Source organism: Massilia sp. MS-15 (genome assembly GCF_020176695.1).
Lineage (GTDB): Bacteria > Pseudomonadota > Gammaproteobacteria > Burkholderiales > Burkholderiaceae_D > Telluria > Telluria hydrophila.
Map to the genome: position 1 here is coordinate 13,191 of NZ_JAIWIA010000007.1, position 16,836 is coordinate 30,026.

Sequence of the window (16,836 nt, forward strand, 5' to 3'; positions counted from 1 at the left end):
ACTACCAAGGAGACCGCTGCATGCGACACATCGACGTACACAAGATGGCCGACGGGGCCAGCTTCAACCGCTTCCACGCAGGCATCCTGCTGTGGTGCGCCATCATCATCATCTGCGACGGCTACGACCTGGCGGTGGCCGGGATCGCCCTGCCGTCGATCATGCAGGAAATGGGCGTCACCGCCCAGGACGCGGGCTTCATGGTCAGCTCCGCGCTGTTTGGCATGATGTTCGGTGCGATCTTCCTCGGCACCATCGCCGACCGGATAGGACGCAAGCTGGCCATCGTGATCTGCCTGGCGCTGTTCAGCGTCTTCACCGCCGCCGCCGGCTTCGCCTCCGACCCGTACACCTTCAGCATCATGCGCTTCCTCGCCGGCCTCGGCATCGGCGGCGTCATGCCGAACGTGGTGGCCCAGATGACCGAGTATTCGCCCAGGCGCATCCGCTCGACGATGGTCACGCTGATGTTCAGCGGCTACGCGGTGGGCGGCATGCTGGCGGCGCTGCTGGGCAAGGGCCTGATCGAAGCGCACGGCTGGCAGTCGGTGTTCCTCGCCGCCGGCGTGCCGGTCATCCTGATTCCTTTTATCCTGAAGAGCATGCCGGAATCGATGCCCTTCCTGATCCGCCGGAACCGGCTCGCCGAGCTGCAGGCGACACTGGTCCTGCTGGACCCGTCCTACCGCGTCCAGAAGGGCGACAGCTACACGCTGCCCGATGCCGAGCGCGCCGAAGGCACGCCGATCGGCAAGCTGTTCCAGGACGGCCGCGGCCTGTCCACCATCATGTTCTGGATCGCCTTCTTCATGTGCCTGTTCATGGTCTACGCGCTCAGCTCCTGGCTGGCCAAGCTGATGGCCGGCGCCGGCTACAGCCTCGGCTCGGCCCTGAACTTCGTGCTGGTGCTGAATTTCGGTGCGGTGATCGGTGCGGTGGGCGGCGGCTGGCTGGCCGACCGCTTCCACATCAAGTACGTGCTGATCGGGATGTATGCGCTGGCGGCGGTGTCGATCACGCTGCTCGGCTACAAGGTGTCCACGCCGGTGCTGTTTCTGCTGGTCGGCCTGGCCGGAGCCTCGACCATCGGCACCCAGATCGTCACCTATGCCTACGCGGGCCAGTTCTACCCGACCGCGGTGCGCTCCACCGGCATCGGCTGGGCCTCGGGCGTCGGCCGCAGCGGCGCCATCCTGGCGCCGATCGTGATCGGTACCCTGGTCGGCATGGCGCTGCCGCTGCAGCAGAACTTCCTGGCCATCGCCATTCCCGCCGCGATCGCCGCGCTGGCCGTGGCCTGCATTCGCCACGGCCGCTCGGCCTCGGCCCGGCCGGGGCTGCGCAGCGCCACGCTGGCGGAACCGACCAAGGCCTGATCCGCCCCCGGCACGACACTGGCCGCCCCCTGGACGGGGTGCGGCCCGTGCACGTGCGCCCATACCGAATACAAGCAAAAGGAGACATGCATGAAAGCAGTACCAAGCCTCGCCCTTGCCACCATGCTGTGCGGCGCAGCCGCCCAGGCCCACGCCCAGACCCAGGTCACGGTGTACGGCATCGTCGATGCCGCCGTGGCCCGTACCACCAATGCCGATGCCGCCGGCAATGCCATCACCAAGGTCTCCTCGTTGTCCGGCAGCCTGCCTTCGCGCATCGGCTTTCGTGGCAGCGAAGACCTGGGCAGCGGCCTGGCCGCGGTGTTCGCGCTGGAGAGCGGCTTCAACCCCGATACCGGCGTGTCGGGGCAGGGCGGGCGCCTGTTCGGGCGCCAGGCCTGGGTCGGCCTGAAGGGCAGCTGGGGCACGCTGCAGGTCGGGCGTATCCTCAACATGACCTTTCTCGCCACCGCAAAGAGCGACGTGCTGGGACCGAACCTGTTCTCGATCAACAGCATCGACCTCTACCTGCCGAATGCGCGCAGCGACAATGCGGTCGGCTACCTAGGCAACTTCCAGGGCGTCACCGTGGGCGCCACCACCAGCTTCGGGCGCGACGCCGCGGCCGCCGGCGGGCCTTCGGCCACCAACTGCGGCGGCGAGGTGGCGGGCAACAGCAAGGCCTGCCGCCAGGTGACGGCGCTGCTCGGCTATGACGGCGCGGCCTATGGGGTGAATGTGAGCTATGACAGGCTATATGGGAACGCGGGCGCGGCCGGCGGCCTCGCCAGCAGCGAACGCTTCGACCGGCGCGTCACCGTCAACGGCTACGCCATGCTTGGCGCGACCAAGCTTGGTGCGGGCATCATCGACCGCAAGCTTGATGCCGCCATCGGCATCACCGAATCCGACCTGGTCTACTTCGGCATCAGCCATCCGGTGGCGCCCGGCCTGACCCTGGATGCGCAGGTGGCGCGCAGGGACGTGAAGGGATCAAGGGACGATACGAAGATGGCCGTGGCGCGGCTCACCTACGCGTTCTCGAAGCGCACCGCGGTGTACGGCGCGGTGGGGCGGATGGACAACGACGGCCTGGCCGCCGTCGCCCTCGATGCCGGCGGCACGGTGGCGGCGGGACGCGCGCAGAACGGCGTCATGGCGGGTTTGCGCCACGCATTCTGAATTCGTGGTTCGTAGGGTGGGCGGGTCTTCCGCCCACGCGGTCAACCAATGCGAGCGCAGTGCTAAAGCAAATGTAAGTTGGCCGCGTGGGCAAGGGACTTGTCCACCCTACAAAGTCTCTTTCGTGTGCGGCAGTCCGTAGTCGTCGTAGATCTCGTAGATCACCGCCAGCATCTGTTCCAGCTCCGGCGTGCGCTCCATGTGGCGCACGCTGAAGAAGATCGGCGAGAACGCATGCTTGTCCTCGATCGGGCGGTACACCACGTTCCGGTGGTGCATGCCCTGCACGCTGGCCGGCACGATGGCCAGGCCCTGTTCGGCCGCCACCAGTCCCATCGCGATCTGCAGTTCGCGCACTTCGGCCACGTGGTCCGGGGTCAGGTGGGCTTCGCTGAACAGGCCCAGCACCTGGTCGGCGAAGCTCGGGCGCGGCGTGCTCGGATAGACCAGCAGCGGCTCGTGCACCAGGTCCACCAGGCGCAGCGGCGCGTCGCCGGCGGCCAGGCGGTGGCCGGGAAACAGCGCCAGCACCATGCGCTCCTCGCGCAGCAGGATCCGGCGGATGCTCGGGTCTTCGCTTTTCAGGCGTCCGAAACCGACGTCGATGCGGCCTTCCTTCAGGGCCTTCATCTGTTCGACGGTGGTCATCTCGTGCATCACCACCTCCACCTCGGGATGCGCCGCGCGGTAGCGGCGGATGATGTCCGGCAGCAGGCCGTACAGGGTCGAGGCGACGAAACCGGCGTTGATGATGCGTTCCACCTTGCCCACGCGCTGGGTCATGCTCTTGAGGTCGCGCACCTGGTCGAGCAGGGGCTTGGCATGCGCCAGGAAGAACTGGCCGGCCTCGGTCAGGCGCAGTGGACGCGTGCCTTTTTCGATCAGGGCCACGCCCAGGTATTCCTCGAGCTGCTGGATCTGGCGGCTCAGCGGCGGCTGCGCGATATGCAGGCGCTCGGCTGCCCTTGTGAAGTTGCGTTCTTCCGCCACGGCGACGAAATAACGCAGGTGACGCAGTTCCAACATCATACCTCCCAGGTATCGAAGTGATACCAACTTAGTCTTGGACGACGGTTTCGAGCGGGATTATCGTGCTTCTACCGACGGAATTATACGCACTGAATATGAAAACCAACATCGCCAACATCGAAACTTTCCTGGTCGACGTCCCGACGATCCGCCCCCACAAGCTGTCGGTCGCCACCATGAACACCCAGACCCTGGTGCTGGTGCGGGTGCGCTGCGAGGACGGCATCACCGGCTGGGGCGAGGCCACCACCATCGGCGGCCTGGCCTACGGCGACGAGAGCCCGGAAAGCATCAAGACCAACATCGACACCTACATCGCGCCGCTGCTGGTCGGCATGGACGGCAGCAGCGTGGCCAAGGCCATGGCCAGGCTGCGCAAGGCGGTGCAGGGCAACCGCTTCGCCAAATGCGCGATCGAAACCGCACTGCTGGATGCCCAGGCGAGGCGCATCAAGGTGCCGCTGTCCGAACTGCTGGGCGGCCGGGTGCGCGACGCGCTGCCGGTGGCCTGGACCCTGGCCAGCGGCGACACCAGCCGCGACATCCAGGAAGCCGAGCAGATGCTCGAGCTGCGCCGCCACCGCATCTTCAAGCTCAAGATCGGCCTGCGCGAGGTCGACCAGGACGTCAAGCACGTGCTGGCCATCAAGCGGGCGCTGGGCGAGCGCGCCAGCGTGCGGGTCGACGTCAACCAGGCCTGGAGCGAACTCGATGCGGTGCGCGGCATCGCCGCCCTGGAAGCCGGCGGCGTCGACCTGGTCGAACAGCCGGTCAAGGCCGGCAACGTCGCGGCGCTGGCCAGGCTCAAGACACGGTTCGACGTGGCGATCATGGCCGACGAGGCGCTGCACGGCCCGGACGACGCGATGGCGATTGCGCGCGCCGACGGCGCCGACGTGTATGCCGTCAAGATCAACCAGTCCGGCGGCCTGACTCCGGCGCTGGAGGTGGCTACCGTGGCGCGCCTGGCCGGCATCGGCCTGTACGGCGGCACCATGCTCGAAGGCGGCATCGGCACCGCCGCCACGGCCCATGTCTGCGCCACCTTCGCCGAACTGGCCTGGGGCACCGAACTGTTCGGCCCCTTGCTGCTGACCCAGGAAATCCTGGCCGAGCCCCTGGTCTACCGCGACTTCATGCTGCAGGTGCCGACAGGGCCCGGCCTCGGCGTCGAGCCCGACCTGGACAAGCTGCACGCGCTTGCACGTCGATGATGCGCCGCTAACGCACTGATAACTGAGTACCCGAGGAGACAAGAAATGCTGTTCCACGTCCGCATGAACGTCCAGCTGCCGCCATCGATGCCGCTTGACGAAGCCGCCCGCCTGAAAGCCGACGAAAAAGCGCTGGCCCAGCGCCTGCAGGAAGAGGGCGCCTGGCGCCACCTGTGGCGCATCGCCGGCCAGTACGCCAACGTCAGCATCTTCGACGTCGAGAGCATTGATGCGCTGCACACGCTGTTGATGTCCTTGCCGCTGTTCCCCTACATGCAGATCGAGGTGACGCCCCTGTGCCGGCACCCGTCCTCGATCCGGCTTGATGATCGCTAACCCATCACCCATACCTAAAGGAGACTGAAATGAACCACGCAGACATCGAAACCCTGGCGAAGAACTGGGTCGTGGACGCCGCATCGAAACCCGCCGACCCCCGTGTGCAGCAAGTCGTCGTGCGCCTGCTGGGCGACCTGTGCAAGGCCATCGAAGACCTCGACATCAGCCCGAGCGAATTCTGGAGCGGCGTGTCCTACATGTCGGCCGCCGGCGCCGCCAACGAGCTGGGCCTGCTGGCCGCCGGCCTGGGCCTGGAGCGCTTCCTGGACATCCGCGCCGACGAAGCCGAAGCCAAGGCCGGCCTCGAAGGCGGCACCCCGCGCACCATCGAAGGCCCGCTGTACGTGGCCGGCGCCCCGGAAAGCGTGGGCTTCGCCCGCCTCGATGACGGCACTGAATCCGATCAGGCCGAAACCCTGTTCATGCAGGGCACCGTGTTCGACGGCGACGGCCAACCGCTGGCCGGCGCCAAGGTCGAGGTCTGGCACGCCAACCTGCTGGGCAACTATTCCTTCTTCGACCGCGCCCAGTCGGACTTCAACCTGCGCCGTAGCATCGTCACGGACGAAGAGGGCCGCTATGCCTTCCGCAGCATCCTGCCCAAGGGCTACGGCTGCCCGCCGAACGGCACCACCCAGCAGCTGCTCGACAAGCTGGGCCGCCACGGCCAGCGCCCGGCGCACATCCACTTCTTCGTGTCCGCGCCCGGCCACCGCAAGCTGACCACCCAGATCAACATCGACGGCGACGAGTACCTGTGGGACGACTTCGCCTTCGCCAGCCGCGAAGGCCTGGTGCCGGCTGTCAGCCGCATCGACGATCCGGCCCAGCTGGATGCGAAACGCGTGAACGCGTCCTTCGCCTCGATCGATTTCGATTTCCGCCTGTACCGCGATACCGCCGGCGCCCCGAGCCCGCTGGTGGAGCGCGCCCGCGCCGCCGCCTGAGGAGAACGCCATGATCCCGATCCGTCCCGTGAGCGCTTCCGCCTTGACGCGCATCGACGACTACCTGATCGAAGACGAAGCCAGCGGCGACTACCGCCTGCACCGCAATGCCTTCACCGACGAAGCCCTGTTCGAACTCGAGATGAAGCATATCTTCGAGGGCAACTGGGTCTACCTGGCCCACGAAAGCCAGGTCCCGAACGTGAACGACTACTACACGACGCACATCGGCCGCCAGCCGGTGTTCATCGCGCGTAACCGCCAGGGTGAGCTGAACGCCTTCATCAACGCCTGCAGCCACCGCGGCGCCCAGCTGTGCCGCCACAAGCGCGGCAACAAGGCGACCTACACCTGTCCGTTCCACGGCTGGACCTTCAACAACAGCGGCAAGCTGCTGAAAGTGAAGGACCCGGAAGACGCCGGCTATCCGGAGTGCTTCAACAAGGAAGGCTCGCACGACCTGAAGAAGGTGGCGCGCTTCGGCAACTACAAGGGCTTCCTGTTCGGCAGCCTGAATCCGGACGTGCCCTCGCTGGAGGAGTTCCTGGGCGATGCGGCCCGGATCATCGACATGATCGTCGACCAGTCGCCGGACGGCCTGGAAGTGCTGCGCGGCTCCTCGACCTATACCTATGAGGGCAACTGGAAGCTGCAGGCCGAGAACGGCGCCGACGGCTACCACGTGAGCGCGGTGCACTGGAACTACGCGGCCACCACCAGCCGACGCAAGGAAGAACAGGCCGTGCGCGAGGACAAGATCCGCGCCATGGATGCCGGCAAGTGGGGCCGCCAGGGCGGCGGTTTCTACGCTTTTGATCACGGCCACATGCTGCTGTGGACCAAGTGGGCGAATCCGGAAGACCGGCCGAACTTCGCGCGCCATGCCGAGTACGCCGAGCAGTACGGCAAAGCCACCGCCGACTGGATGGTGGAGCGCTCGCGCAACCTGTGCCTGTATCCGAACGTCTACCTGATGGACCAGTTCGGATCGCAGATCCGCCTGCTGCGTCCGCTGGCCGTGAACAAGACCGAGGTCACGATCTACTGCATTGCCCCGAAGGGCGAGTCAAGCGAAGCGCGCGCACGCCGCATCCGCCAGTACGAAGACTTCTTCAACGTCAGCGGCATGGCGACGCCCGACGACCTGGAAGAGTTCCGCGCCTGCCAGGAAGGCTATGCCGGCGGCGCCATGCAATGGAACGACATGTGCCGCGGCGCCACCCACTGGATCAAGGGCCCGGACGCGGCGGCCAGGGAGATCGGCCTGCAGCCGGTGATGAGCGGCGTGCGCACCGAGGACGAGGGCCTGTACACGGTGCAGCACCGCTACTGGCTGGAAGTGATGAAGGACGCACTGGCCAGGGAAGGGGAATCGGCATGAACACGGAAATGAACCCGGTCACCATGGAAAAGCTGTGCGCCTTCCTGTACCGCGAGGCCCGGCTGCTCGACGACGAGCAGTGGGACGACTGGCTGGAGTGCTATGACCCGGACGCGCAGTTCTGGATGCCGGCCTGGGACGACGACGGCAAGCTGGTCTCGGATCCGCAGCGCGAGATTTCGCTGATCTACTACCCGACCCGCCAGGGCCTGGAAGACCGCGTGTTCCGCATCAAGACCGAGCGCTCCAGCGCCACCATGCCGGACACCCGCACCAGCCACAACATCGCCAACGTGGAGGTCGAGAAGCTCGAGGGAACGCGCCTGACGGTGCGCTTCAACTGGCACACGCTGAGCCACCGCTACAAGACGACCTACAGCCACTTCGGCATGTCGCGCTACGTGATCGAGTTTGGCGGCGCAACGCCGAAGATCCTGGACAAGTACGTGGTCCTGAAGAACGACTATATCAGCCAGGTCATCGACGTGTACCACATCTGATCGACAAGCAAGCAGCAATACAGGAGCAGGAGACCTTGATGAGCCATACCATCGCACTGCAGTTCGAGGACGGCGTGACCCGTTTCATCAGCTGCAACCCCAACGAGAAACTGGCGGACGCCGCTTACCGCCAGAAAGTGAACATTCCACTCGACTGCCGCGATGGCGCCTGCGGCACCTGCCGCGGGCTGTGCGAATCCGGCCAGTACGAGATGCCGCCGGAGAGCTACATCGAGGACGCGCTCGAGCCGCAGGATGCGGCGGCAGGGTACGTGCTGGCCTGCCAGATGCGTCCCACCTCCGATTGCGTGGTGCGCATTCCGGCCACCTCCAGCGCCTGCAAGACCGGTGTGCACAGCTTCGCCGGCAAGCTTGCCGAAGTCACGGCGCTGTCGCCGTCGAGCTTTCGCTTCTCGGTGGCGCTGGACGACCCTGACGCGCTCGACTTCCTTCCTGGCCAATACGTGAACGTCACCGTGCCCGGCACCCAGGAAACCCGCTCGTATTCATTCAGCTCGGCGCCGGGCGCGTCCCTGGCCAGCTTTGTGGTGCGTAACGTGCCCGGCGGCCTGATGAGCGGCTACCTGGGCGGCGCGGCCAGGCCGGGCGACGCGGTCAGCTTCGCCGGCCCCTTCGGCAGCTTCTACCTGCGTCCGCTCCAGCGTCCATTGCTGCTGCTGGCGGGCGGCACCGGCATCGCGCCTTTCCTGTCGATGCTCGACGTGCTCGACAAGCAGGGCTTCACCCAGCCCGTAAAAATGGTCTACGCCGTCACCAACGACCACGACCTGGTCGAGCTGGAACACCTGGACCGGATCGCCGCTGCGCACCCGCGCTTCGAATACCTCACCTGCGTCTCGAGCGACGCCAGCTGCCACCTGCGCAAGGGCTATGCCACCGCGCACGTGGAGCCGGGTTGGGTGAACGGCGGCGACGTCGACGTCTACCTGTGCGGCCCGGTGCCGATGGTGGAGGCGGTGCGCGGCTGGCTCGACGGCCTGGGCGTCAAGCCGGCCAACTTCTATTTCGAGAAATTCTCGGCCAGCAGCGCAGGTGCAGCATGATCCATCCGGACCGTTTCAAGGACCAGGTCATGGTCGTGACAGGCGCCGCCCAGGGCATCGGCCGCGGCGTCGCACTGGGTGCGGCGCGCGAAGGCGCCCAGCTGCTGCTGGCCGACCGCTCGCCGCTGGTGCACGAAGTGGCGCAGGAAGCCGCCGCGTTCGGGGCCCAGGTGGTGGCGGTCGAGGTCGACCTGGAAACCTGGGCCGGGGCCAGCCACATGGCGGCCCGCGCGCTCGAGGATTACGGGCGCATCGACATCCTGGTCAACAACGTCGGCGGCACCATCTGGGCCAAGCCCTACCAGGAATACGAGGAGGCGCAGATCGAGGCCGAGATCCGGCGCTCGCTGTTCCCGACCCTGTGGGGATGCCGGGCGGTGCTGCCGGCCATGCTGGAACAAGGAGCGGGCGCCATCGTGAACGTGTCCTCGGTGGCGACGCGCGGCATCTACCGCATTCCGTATTCGGCGGCCAAGGGCGGCGTCAATGCCCTGACCGCCAGCCTGGCCTTCGAACACGCCGGCAGCGGCATCCGCGTCAACGCGGTGGCCACCGGCGGCACCGAGGCGCCGCCGCGCAAGGTCCCGCGCAACCCGCAGCCGCTGAGCGAGATGGAACAGGTCTGGTATGCCGGCATCGTCGAGCAGACCCGCTCGAGCAGCCAGATGAAGCGCTACGGCACCATCGACGAACAGGTCGGCGCGATCCTGTTCCTGGCTTCAAGCGAGGCGTCGTATATCACCGGAACCGTGCTGCCCGTGGGCGGCGGCGACCAGGGATAAGGGGAACATCATGGCATTCGCACACCTTGACGATATCGCGCTGTATTACCAGCTCGACGGCAAGCGCGGCAAGCCCTGCCTGCTGCTGGCGAATTCCCTCGGCACCGACCTGGGCATGTGGGACCGCCAGGCGACGGCCCTGGCGGCGCACTTCTTCGTCGTGCGCTACGACACCCGCGGCCATGGCCGCTCCGGCAGCGCCGGCCCGGTGACGATCGAAAGGCTCGGCCGCGACGTGCTGGGCCTGATGGACCACCTGGACATCGGGCGCGCGCATTTCTGCGGCATCTCGATGGGCGGCCTGACCGGGCAATGGCTGGGCATTCACGCCCCGGACCGGATCGGCAAGCTGGTGCTGGCCAACACCGCCGCGCGCATCGGCACGCACGAAGGCTGGGTGGCGCGCGCCGCCCAGGTGCGCGCCGACGGCATGAAGGGCGTGGCCGGCAGCGCCGCCGGACGCTGGTTCACCCCCGGCTTCATCGACCGCGAGCCGGCCGAGGTCGACCGCCTGGTACAGGGCTTGCGCGCCACCCCGGCGGAAGGCTACGCGGCCTGTTGCGAAGCGCTGGCCGTGGCCGACCTGCGCGGCGAAGTTTCCGCCATCGCCAATCCACTGCTCGTGATCGCCGGCCGCCACGACCCCGTCACCACCGTGGACGACGCCAACTGGCTGGCCGCGCAGGCGCAGGACGCGCGGGTCGAGGAGCTGGCGGCCTCGCATCTATCGAACATCGAATGCCCCGAGGGCTTCAGCGCCTGCCTGCGCCGCTTCCTGGCGGCCTGACCCGGCACGGCATCCGACCAACCATACAGAGGACACCATGATCGACAAGACATGCGCATCGCTGGAGCAGGCCGTGGCCGGCATCCCCGATGGCGCCACCATCATGATCGGCGGCTTCGGCAACGCCGGCATGCCGTCCGCGCTGATCGACGCGCTGCTGGCCCAGGGCGCGCGCGAACTCACCATCGTCAACAACAACGCCGGCAACGGCGAAACCGGCCTGGCGGCGCTGATCCGTGAAAAGCGCGTGCGCAAGATGATCTGCTCCTTCCCGCGCCAGCACGACTCCCACCACTTCGACGCGCTCTACCGCGCGGGCGGCATCGAGCTCGAACTGGCGCCCCAGGGCAACCTGGCCGAGCGCATCCGCGCCGCCGGCGCCGGCATCGGCGGCTTCTTTACCGCCACCGGCTACGGCACCCTGCTGGCAGAGGGTAAGGAGACCCGCGTCATCGACGGCCGCCACTACGTGCTGGAGTCGCCGATCCATGCCGACTTCGCCCTGATCAAGGCGCTGCGCGGCGACCGCTGGGGCAACCTCGTGTACCGCAAGACGGCGCGCAACTTCGGTCCGATCATGGCGATGGCGGCCAAGCTCACGATCGCCCAGGTGGCGGAGGTGGTCGAGCTCGGCGCGATCGACCCGGAAACGGTCGTCACCCCCGGCATTTTCGTTCAACGTGTCGTCAAGGAGGCAGCATGAGCCAGGTATCGGATCGATTCAGCCGTGACCAGATGGCCGCGCGCGTGGCGCAGGACATCCCGGAAGGCGCCTACGTCAACCTCGGCATCGGCCTGCCGACCAAGGTCGCCAATTTCCTGCCGCCGGAACGCGAAGTGTTCCTGCACAGCGAGAACGGCCTGCTCGGCATGGGCCCGGCGCCGGCGCCTGGCGAGGAGGACGAAGACCTGATCAACGCCGGCAAGCAGCCGGTAACCCTGTTGACGGGCGGCGCTTATTTCCACCACGCCGACTCGTTCGCGATGATGCGCGGCGGCCACCTCGACATCTGCGTGCTGGGCGCCTTCCAGGTGTCCGGGAGCGGCGACCTGGCCAACTGGCATACCGGCGCCCCGGACGCGATTCCCGCCGTGGGCGGCGCCATGGACCTGGCGATCGGCGCCAAGCAGGTGTTCGTGATGATGGAGCACCTCACCAAGACCGGCGAGTCAAAGATCGTCGGATCCTGCAGCTATCCGCTGACCGGCATCGGCTGCGTCGACCGCGTCTATACCGACCTGGCGGTGCTCGACGTGACGCCGGAAGGGCTGCGCGTGCGCGAGATGGCGCCGGGGCTGACGTTCAGCGACCTGCAGGCGGTCACCGCCGCCACACTGCTGCCGCCGAGCGGCGAGGAGAACAAGGATGAATGAGGTCTACATCTGCGATGCCATCCGCACCCCGATCGGCCGTTATGGCGGTGCGCTCAAGGACGTGCGCGCCGACGACCTGGGCGCGGTGCCGATCCGCGAGCTAATGCGGCGCAACCCCGGCATCGACTGGAACGCGGTCGACGAAGTCGTGTATGGCTGCGCGAACCAGGCCGGCGAGGACAACCGCAATGTGGCGCGCATGTCGGCCCTGCTGGCCGGGCTGCCCCAGGAAGTGCCGGCAACGACCGTCAACCGCCTGTGCGGCTCGGGAATGGATGCGGTCGGCATTGCCGCGCGTGCCATCCGGAGCGGCGAGGCCGGACTGGTGATTGCCGGGGGCGTCGAGTCGATGACCCGCGCGCCTTTCGTGATGGGCAAGGCCGATGCCGCGTTCTCGCGCAATGCGAACATCTACGACACCACGATCGGCTGGCGCTTTCCGAACCCCTTGATGCAGCAGTTGTACGGCACCGACGCCATGCCGGAAACGGCCGAGAATGTGGCCGACGACCATGCGATCAGCCGCGCCGACCAGGACGCATTCGCGCTGGCCAGCCAGGCCAAGGCCGCGCGGGCGCAGAAAGCGGGCATCTTCGCGCAGGAGATCGTACCGGTGCTGGTACCCCAGAGCCGCCGCGCAGCGGGGGCGGGCGAGCCGCTGTGTGTGGCGCAGGACGAGCATCCGCGCGAGACCAGTCTGGAGGCGCTGGCGAAACTCAAGCCGGTGGTGCGGCCCGGTGGCACGGTCACGGCCGGCAATGCGTCCGGCGTGAACGATGGCGCCTGCGCGCTGCTGCTGGCAGGCGCGGAAGCGGTCGCGCGCTACGGATTGCGGCCGCGCGCCCGGATCCTTGGCATGGCGAGCGCCGGCGTGGCGCCGCGCGTGATGGGGATCGGCCCCGCGCCGGCGGTGCAGAAGCTGCTGCGCCAGCTCGGCATGACGCTCGTGCAGTTCGACCTGATCGAGCTGAACGAGGCGTTCGCCGCGCAGGGGCTGGCGGTGCTGCGGATGCTGGGGCTGCGGGACGACGATGCGCGCGTCAACCCGAACGGCGGGGCGATCGCGCTGGGGCACCCGCTCGGCATGAGCGGCGCGCGCCTGGTTGCCACCGCAAGCTACCAGCTGCAGCGCAGCGAAGGGCGCTTTGCGCTGTGCACGATGTGCATCGGGGTGGGGCAGGGCATCGCGATCGCCATCGAGCGGGTGTAGCGATCGGGCTCACGGACAACCGCAGACCGGCGGCAGCGGCGGCGGCGTACCCGGCACGTAGCCGAAGGACTCGACGGGCACGATGGTCGTGGCCCGGTGCAGCGGCACCCGCAGGTCGACCAGGGGCACCATCAGTTGCGACTGGACGGCATGGCAGTCCTCGCTGTCGGCGAGGTCGCAAATGCTGGCCTGGACAAACCGGATGCAGGTCTTGGCGCGTGGGTTGAGCATGCAGATCAGCCGGTTCGCGGCGGCGCTTGCGGGCCAGTTTCCTTGCGGGACCACCGCCAGGTCGGCGTTCAGGTAGGTCAGCCGGACGTGGGCATCGGTCACCGGGGGCGCCATGATGAGTTGGCCCGGGTCCGTGCGGAAGACCGCATATTGCCTGACCGCGTTCAGTACGCCAGGCTCGCGCGGATAAGCGCTCACCGCCGCCTCGGCCGCGCGCCGCGTCACCTCCTGCAGGGTATTGTAGACAAACAGCAGGCGCGCCGTCTCCACCAGGCCGAACACCACGGTAAAGAAGAGCAGGGCCAGTACCGCGAATTCCACCGCGGTGGCCCCGGCCTGGGTCCGCGCGGGGCGTGGCGGACGCACGCGTGGCAGCTCAGTTGCCGGCATGGCGCAGGGTGTAGCTGGCGTTGATCGGCAGGTCGTACCAGCCGAAGCCGGCCAGGCCACCAGGCTCGGACATCGTGACCTGGAAACTGACGCGCACCGTGGCGGGGAGCCTTCCTTCCGGCGTGTCGGCGCAGCTGGACTCGTCGCAGGCGACGTCGATCCCGCTCACCACCGCACCCTGTGACATCTCGGCGATCTGGCGCTGGACGATCTCGCGCGCGAGCCTGCTGGCCGCCCGCGGCGCGTCCGGCGCGCCCAGCTCGGCGGCCGATGCCCCGGCCAGGTAGCGGGCGGCGTTCTGCGCCGCCTTCTGCGCCATCGTGTAATGCCAGAATGCGCGGGCAAAGAACACCGGGAGCACGAGCAGCGCGACCAGTACCGGCAAGCACAGTGCGAATTCGATCGCCGCCAGGCCACGCTGGCACCGTCCGCCGCGGCGCCTCGGGATGGACAAGGACTTGTTCATGGATACAGCTCCACCTGCGCCGCCACTGCCTGCGGGGGCAGCAAACCCGCGAATTCGCCCACCAGGCGCTCGTTGGTGGCCATCACGGTCATGAAGAACCTGCCGACCGCGACCACGTGGGCGCCCACGTTCGCGCCGGATGGCGCACCGGCGGCGCAGTCGAGCAGCGGAATGTTGAGTACCCGCCGCTCGGGTAGCGCGAGCAGCTTGTGGGCGGTGCGCGGCGGCGCGTAAAAGGCGTTGGGCGCCGGGCGTGCCTGATAGGGCGTGGCGGGAGCGGCCGGGTAGCCCTGCGCGCTCGGCCCGGAAGGGTAGAGCGCCGCCCAGTCGCCGGTGGCGAATGTCGCATACCCGTCCTCCGGCTCGGGCTCCTGCGCGGAGGAGGGCGCGCGCGCTGCCCGCGCATACGACCATAGCGGACCATAGTCGCCCGGCGCGGGCGGCGGCGCCGGCAGGTCGGCGACGGTTTCAAGCCGGCCGCGCACGGTCGCGGGCAGCGCGGCGACGCTGCCGGTACCGGGACTCATCCACCCGGCGCCATTCGCCTGGTCATAGGCGTACATCCTGATGTTGGTGTCCGGGGCCCCGCCATCAGGGGTGCAGGTGGTGCCGGAATACGTGTCGAAGCGGGTATTGAGCGCGCTGCGCAGGGCGGCCAGCGGCTCGGCGGCGGGGAGTTCGGAGACGCGTACCGCCCCGCCGGTGATCCGCCTGACCCACATCGAGCCGGTGCAGGCGAAGGGCGCCAGCGCCCGGATGTCCAGTTCGGGACCGGTCCGTCCGGGTTCCAGCACCGGATTGACCGCGTAGCGCGCCGGCGCCATGCCTTTCGGGTTCAGTTGCATGAGGTCGTAGCTGACGCCGCGCCGGAAGCCGTACTGCACCAGTTCCTTGAGCTTGGCGCCGGAAGGCGCGGCGGCTTCGCGCACGGCGGCCGCATCCGGCGCCATGGCGCACACGGCCAGTGGGGTGACCTTGATCGCGCTGCGTCCCGCGATGGCGCTGTCGGACACATCCACCGCGGCCAGGTCGTCGTGCAGGACGCGCGCGAGGACCTGGATGAAATAGGTGTCCACCCGGCCGGCCGCCGCGCCGAGGGCGGCCGTATCGACCCGGGCAAAGAACAGCCCGGCCGCCTGGCCCTGGGGCATGCCGGTGCCGACGCTGGAAGCCGGCAGCCAGGTGCCAGAGCGCGCGGATGCATCGCTGAAACTGAGCGCTTCATCGCTCCAGACGGGGACCGTGCCTTCGAAAAAATGCTGGTAGCGCAGCTTGCCGGCTGCTTCGGCGGCAGCCAGCTTGGCCGCCACGATGCCCTGCGGCGTGCCGTTCAGTTCGCGCGCCGCCGCGAGTGCCGCGGCCTTGGCGATGCCATGCATGTCGACCTTGCGGTTGTAGATCCGGGCCATGTCGATGGCGAGCCCGCACAGACCGATGATCACGAGCAGCAGCGGAACGAACATGACCGCGAAGGCGCCGTCCTGGCGCGGCCGCCCTGAGCCAGTTGGATGCCGCCGGAACGCCATGATGCTTGCTGTCTCCCATGCACGAAGGTCGAGTCCCGGCAGATCCGGCTCGGTCGGACCGATTCTAGCGGCGGCAAGACCGTCAGCCTTGATGCTTGGCAGAGATGTTGACTCTGGGACCTTGAGTGATGATTATTACTTCCTGAAACTTGCACGGAAGCCGTTGCGCGGAAGCGGCACAAGTCCAAAGAAACTGGTTGTCATTCGAGAAAATTGAACGTAGTCTTGAATGTACTGCGCAGTCCGCAAGCCGGAGCGCTTCTTCTTTCCTGGGTCGTTTTTCTGAGGTGAAACGATGGTGGAGCAAGCGGCGTCACCTGCCCTGTCGCGCCGGCGGACCGATGGCGCCGCCGCATCCGGCGCCGTCCTTGTGGCGCCGGACTGGTCGCTACCACCACACCCGCACCCTGCCGGCCCGCCTCTCGTCCGGAAGCGCGTCCGCGCGCTTCGATCCCTGTCCTGCGCGCCAGAACATCACTTCCCGAGGAGTTCACCATGAATGTCCGTTCCATGCTCGTGTTTTGCGCCATGCTGGCCGTCCTGCCTGCCGGTGCGCAGGATGGTCCCGTACTGAAGGAAGGCGAGGCGGATGTGAACACGCTGGTCGACGCCCTCACGCCAAAGAAGCCGGTCCGCATGCGCGGCTTCAAGATCGTGCGCGAGGACGCCGGCACGCCGGCGCCCGCCGCGGCGCCGGCCAAGGCGCACCTCCTGATCACCTTCGATACCAACTCGGCCAACCTGTCGGAGCGCGCCAAGACCTCGCTTGATGCGGTCGGGCAGGCACTCGGTTCGGACAAGCTGTCCGGCGCCCGCTTCGCCATCGAGGGCCACGCCGATCCGCGCGGCGGCGCGGCCGCCAACCTCAAGCTGTCGCAGCTGCGCGCCCAGTCGGTGCGCGACTACCTGGTCAACCAGCTGCAGATCGATGCGGCGCGGCTGGACGCGGTCGGCAAGGGAGCGCAGGAACCGATGAACAAGACCAATCCGCAGGCCCCGGAAAACCGGCGCGTCACCATCGTCAACCTGACGCGCTGA

Annotated in this window: 18 protein-coding genes; 14 read left to right on the plus strand and 4 right to left on the minus strand. The window is 67.7% G+C overall.

Going from position 1 to position 16,836, the window contains the following annotated elements; all coding sequences use genetic code 11:
* The first annotated feature begins 20 nt into the window (after nt 1–20).
* Both LCI23_RS03810 and LCI23_RS03815 read left to right on the plus strand, forming a co-directional pair.
* Nucleotides 21–1,376, plus strand: coding sequence for an MFS transporter (locus LCI23_RS03810; protein ID WP_224944339.1), 1,356 nt, complete (start codon nt 21–23; stop codon nt 1,374–1,376).
* Nucleotides 1,377–1,466: 90 nt separating this feature from the next.
* The gene (locus LCI23_RS03815; RefSeq protein ID WP_224944341.1) at nt 1,467–2,558 is read left to right on the plus strand and encodes a porin; all 1,092 of its coding nucleotides are present in this window, start codon (nt 1,467–1,469) and stop codon (nt 2,556–2,558) included.
* A gap of 108 nt (nt 2,559–2,666) precedes the next feature.
* On the opposite strand, the gene LCI23_RS03820 is transcribed toward LCI23_RS03815, so the two are convergent.
* On the minus strand, nt 2,667–3,581 hold the full coding sequence (locus LCI23_RS03820) for a LysR family transcriptional regulator (protein WP_224944928.1): 915 nt from the start codon (nt 3,579–3,581) through the stop codon (nt 2,667–2,669).
* 101 nt (nt 3,582–3,682) lie between these two features.
* Here LCI23_RS03820 and LCI23_RS03825 point away from each other — a divergent pair, with 101 nt between their 5' ends.
* From LCI23_RS03825 to pcaF, 11 genes are read left to right on the plus strand one after another with little or no spacing between them, the layout of a single operon-like run.
* A complete protein-coding gene (locus LCI23_RS03825; RefSeq protein WP_224944342.1) occupies nt 3,683–4,801 on the plus strand; it encodes a muconate/chloromuconate family cycloisomerase in 1,119 nt (372 codons plus the stop codon).
* A 45-nt stretch (nt 4,802–4,846) separates the two neighbouring features.
* The gene (gene catC / locus LCI23_RS03830; protein ID WP_224944345.1) at nt 4,847–5,137 is read left to right on the plus strand and encodes a muconolactone Delta-isomerase; all 291 of its coding nucleotides are present in this window, start codon (nt 4,847–4,849) and stop codon (nt 5,135–5,137) included.
* A 29-nt stretch (nt 5,138–5,166) separates the two neighbouring features.
* Nucleotides 5,167–6,087 carry a catechol 1,2-dioxygenase gene (gene catA / locus LCI23_RS03835; protein ID WP_224944346.1) on the plus strand — a complete coding sequence of 307 codons (921 nt, stop codon included), beginning with the start codon at nt 5,167–5,169 and terminating at the stop codon, nt 6,085–6,087.
* 10 nt (nt 6,088–6,097) lie between these two features.
* On the plus strand, nt 6,098–7,468 hold the full coding sequence (benA, locus tag LCI23_RS03840) for a benzoate 1,2-dioxygenase large subunit (protein WP_224944347.1): 1,371 nt from the start codon (nt 6,098–6,100) through the stop codon (nt 7,466–7,468).
* 8 nt (nt 7,469–7,476) lie between these two features.
* On the plus strand, nt 7,477–7,968 hold the full coding sequence (benB, locus tag LCI23_RS03845) for a benzoate 1,2-dioxygenase small subunit (protein WP_224944934.1): 492 nt from the start codon (nt 7,477–7,479) through the stop codon (nt 7,966–7,968).
* A 38-nt stretch (nt 7,969–8,006) separates the two neighbouring features.
* The gene (gene benC, locus LCI23_RS03850; RefSeq protein WP_307727698.1) at nt 8,007–9,032 is read left to right on the plus strand and encodes a benzoate 1,2-dioxygenase electron transfer component BenC; all 1,026 of its coding nucleotides are present in this window, start codon (nt 8,007–8,009) and stop codon (nt 9,030–9,032) included.
* Nucleotides 9,029–9,814 (plus strand): 1,6-dihydroxycyclohexa-2,4-diene-1-carboxylate dehydrogenase, encoded by a 786-nt coding sequence (locus tag LCI23_RS03855; RefSeq protein WP_224944350.1) that lies wholly within the window; start codon nt 9,029–9,031, stop codon nt 9,812–9,814. Before benC ends, LCI23_RS03855 begins: the two co-directional genes overlap by 4 nt.
* A gap of 10 nt (nt 9,815–9,824) precedes the next feature.
* Nucleotides 9,825–10,601 (plus strand): 3-oxoadipate enol-lactonase, encoded by a 777-nt coding sequence (gene pcaD, locus LCI23_RS03860; protein WP_224944354.1) that lies wholly within the window; start codon nt 9,825–9,827, stop codon nt 10,599–10,601.
* A 37-nt stretch (nt 10,602–10,638) separates the two neighbouring features.
* The gene (locus LCI23_RS03865) at nt 10,639–11,304 is read left to right on the plus strand and encodes a 3-oxoacid CoA-transferase subunit A (protein ID WP_224944356.1); all 666 of its coding nucleotides are present in this window, start codon (nt 10,639–10,641) and stop codon (nt 11,302–11,304) included.
* The gene (locus LCI23_RS03870) at nt 11,301–11,975 is read left to right on the plus strand and encodes a CoA transferase subunit B (protein WP_224944358.1); all 675 of its coding nucleotides are present in this window, start codon (nt 11,301–11,303) and stop codon (nt 11,973–11,975) included. The genes LCI23_RS03865 and LCI23_RS03870 overlap by 4 nt, the downstream gene beginning before the upstream one ends.
* Complete coding sequence (gene pcaF, locus LCI23_RS03875) at nt 11,968–13,185, plus strand: 3-oxoadipyl-CoA thiolase (protein WP_224944359.1); 1,218 nt, start codon at nt 11,968–11,970, stop codon at nt 13,183–13,185. Before LCI23_RS03870 ends, pcaF begins: the two co-directional genes overlap by 8 nt.
* A 9-nt stretch (nt 13,186–13,194) precedes the next feature.
* Here pcaF and LCI23_RS03880 read toward each other — a convergent pair whose 3' ends face one another.
* From LCI23_RS03880 to LCI23_RS03890, 3 genes are read right to left on the minus strand one after another with little or no spacing between them, the layout of a single operon-like run.
* A complete protein-coding gene (locus tag LCI23_RS03880) occupies nt 13,195–13,782 on the minus strand; it encodes a TadE/TadG family type IV pilus assembly protein (protein ID WP_224944361.1) in 588 nt (195 codons plus the stop codon).
* Nucleotides 13,783–13,792: 10 nt separating this feature from the next.
* On the minus strand, nt 13,793–14,272 hold the full coding sequence (locus tag LCI23_RS03885) for a TadE/TadG family type IV pilus assembly protein (RefSeq protein ID WP_224944363.1): 480 nt from the start codon (nt 14,270–14,272) through the stop codon (nt 13,793–13,795).
* Nucleotides 14,269–15,798, minus strand: coding sequence for a pilus assembly protein TadG-related protein (locus LCI23_RS03890; RefSeq protein WP_224944364.1), 1,530 nt, complete (start codon nt 15,796–15,798; stop codon nt 14,269–14,271). The genes LCI23_RS03885 and LCI23_RS03890 overlap by 4 nt, the downstream gene beginning before the upstream one ends.
* 495 nt (nt 15,799–16,293) lie before the next feature.
* On the opposite strand from LCI23_RS03890, the gene LCI23_RS03895 reads away from it, so the two are divergent.
* The gene (locus LCI23_RS03895; RefSeq protein ID WP_224944365.1) at nt 16,294–16,836 is read left to right on the plus strand and encodes an OmpA family protein; all 543 of its coding nucleotides are present in this window, start codon (nt 16,294–16,296) and stop codon (nt 16,834–16,836) included.

Coding starts and splice junctions, on each gene's coding strand:
- catC (WP_224944345.1), top strand. CDS start 4,847: ATGCTGTTCCACGTCCGCATGAACGTCCAGCTGCCGCCATCGATGCCG.
- benB (WP_224944934.1), top strand. CDS start 7,477: ATGAACCCGGTCACCATGGAAAAGCTGTGCGCCTTCCTGTACCGCGAG.
- LCI23_RS03885 (WP_224944363.1), bottom strand. CDS start 14,272: ATGAACAAGTCCTTGTCCATCCCGAGGCGCCGCGGCGGACGGTGCCAG.
- pcaD (WP_224944354.1), top strand. CDS start 9,825: ATGGCATTCGCACACCTTGACGATATCGCGCTGTATTACCAGCTCGAC.
- LCI23_RS03895 (WP_224944365.1), top strand. CDS start 16,294: ATGAATGTCCGTTCCATGCTCGTGTTTTGCGCCATGCTGGCCGTCCTG.
- benA (WP_224944347.1), top strand. CDS start 6,098: ATGATCCCGATCCGTCCCGTGAGCGCTTCCGCCTTGACGCGCATCGAC.
- LCI23_RS03855 (WP_224944350.1), top strand. CDS start 9,029: ATGATCCATCCGGACCGTTTCAAGGACCAGGTCATGGTCGTGACAGGC.
- LCI23_RS03890 (WP_224944364.1), bottom strand. CDS start 15,798: ATGGCGTTCCGGCGGCATCCAACTGGCTCAGGGCGGCCGCGCCAGGAC.
- LCI23_RS03815 (WP_224944341.1), top strand. CDS start 1,467: ATGAAAGCAGTACCAAGCCTCGCCCTTGCCACCATGCTGTGCGGCGCA.
- pcaF (WP_224944359.1), top strand. CDS start 11,968: ATGAATGAGGTCTACATCTGCGATGCCATCCGCACCCCGATCGGCCGT.
- LCI23_RS03825 (WP_224944342.1), top strand. CDS start 3,683: ATGAAAACCAACATCGCCAACATCGAAACTTTCCTGGTCGACGTCCCG.
- benC (WP_307727698.1), top strand. CDS start 8,007: ATGAGCCATACCATCGCACTGCAGTTCGAGGACGGCGTGACCCGTTTC.
- LCI23_RS03865 (WP_224944356.1), top strand. CDS start 10,639: ATGATCGACAAGACATGCGCATCGCTGGAGCAGGCCGTGGCCGGCATC.
- catA (WP_224944346.1), top strand. CDS start 5,167: ATGAACCACGCAGACATCGAAACCCTGGCGAAGAACTGGGTCGTGGAC.
- LCI23_RS03870 (WP_224944358.1), top strand. CDS start 11,301: ATGAGCCAGGTATCGGATCGATTCAGCCGTGACCAGATGGCCGCGCGC.
- LCI23_RS03810 (WP_224944339.1), top strand. CDS start 21: ATGCGACACATCGACGTACACAAGATGGCCGACGGGGCCAGCTTCAAC.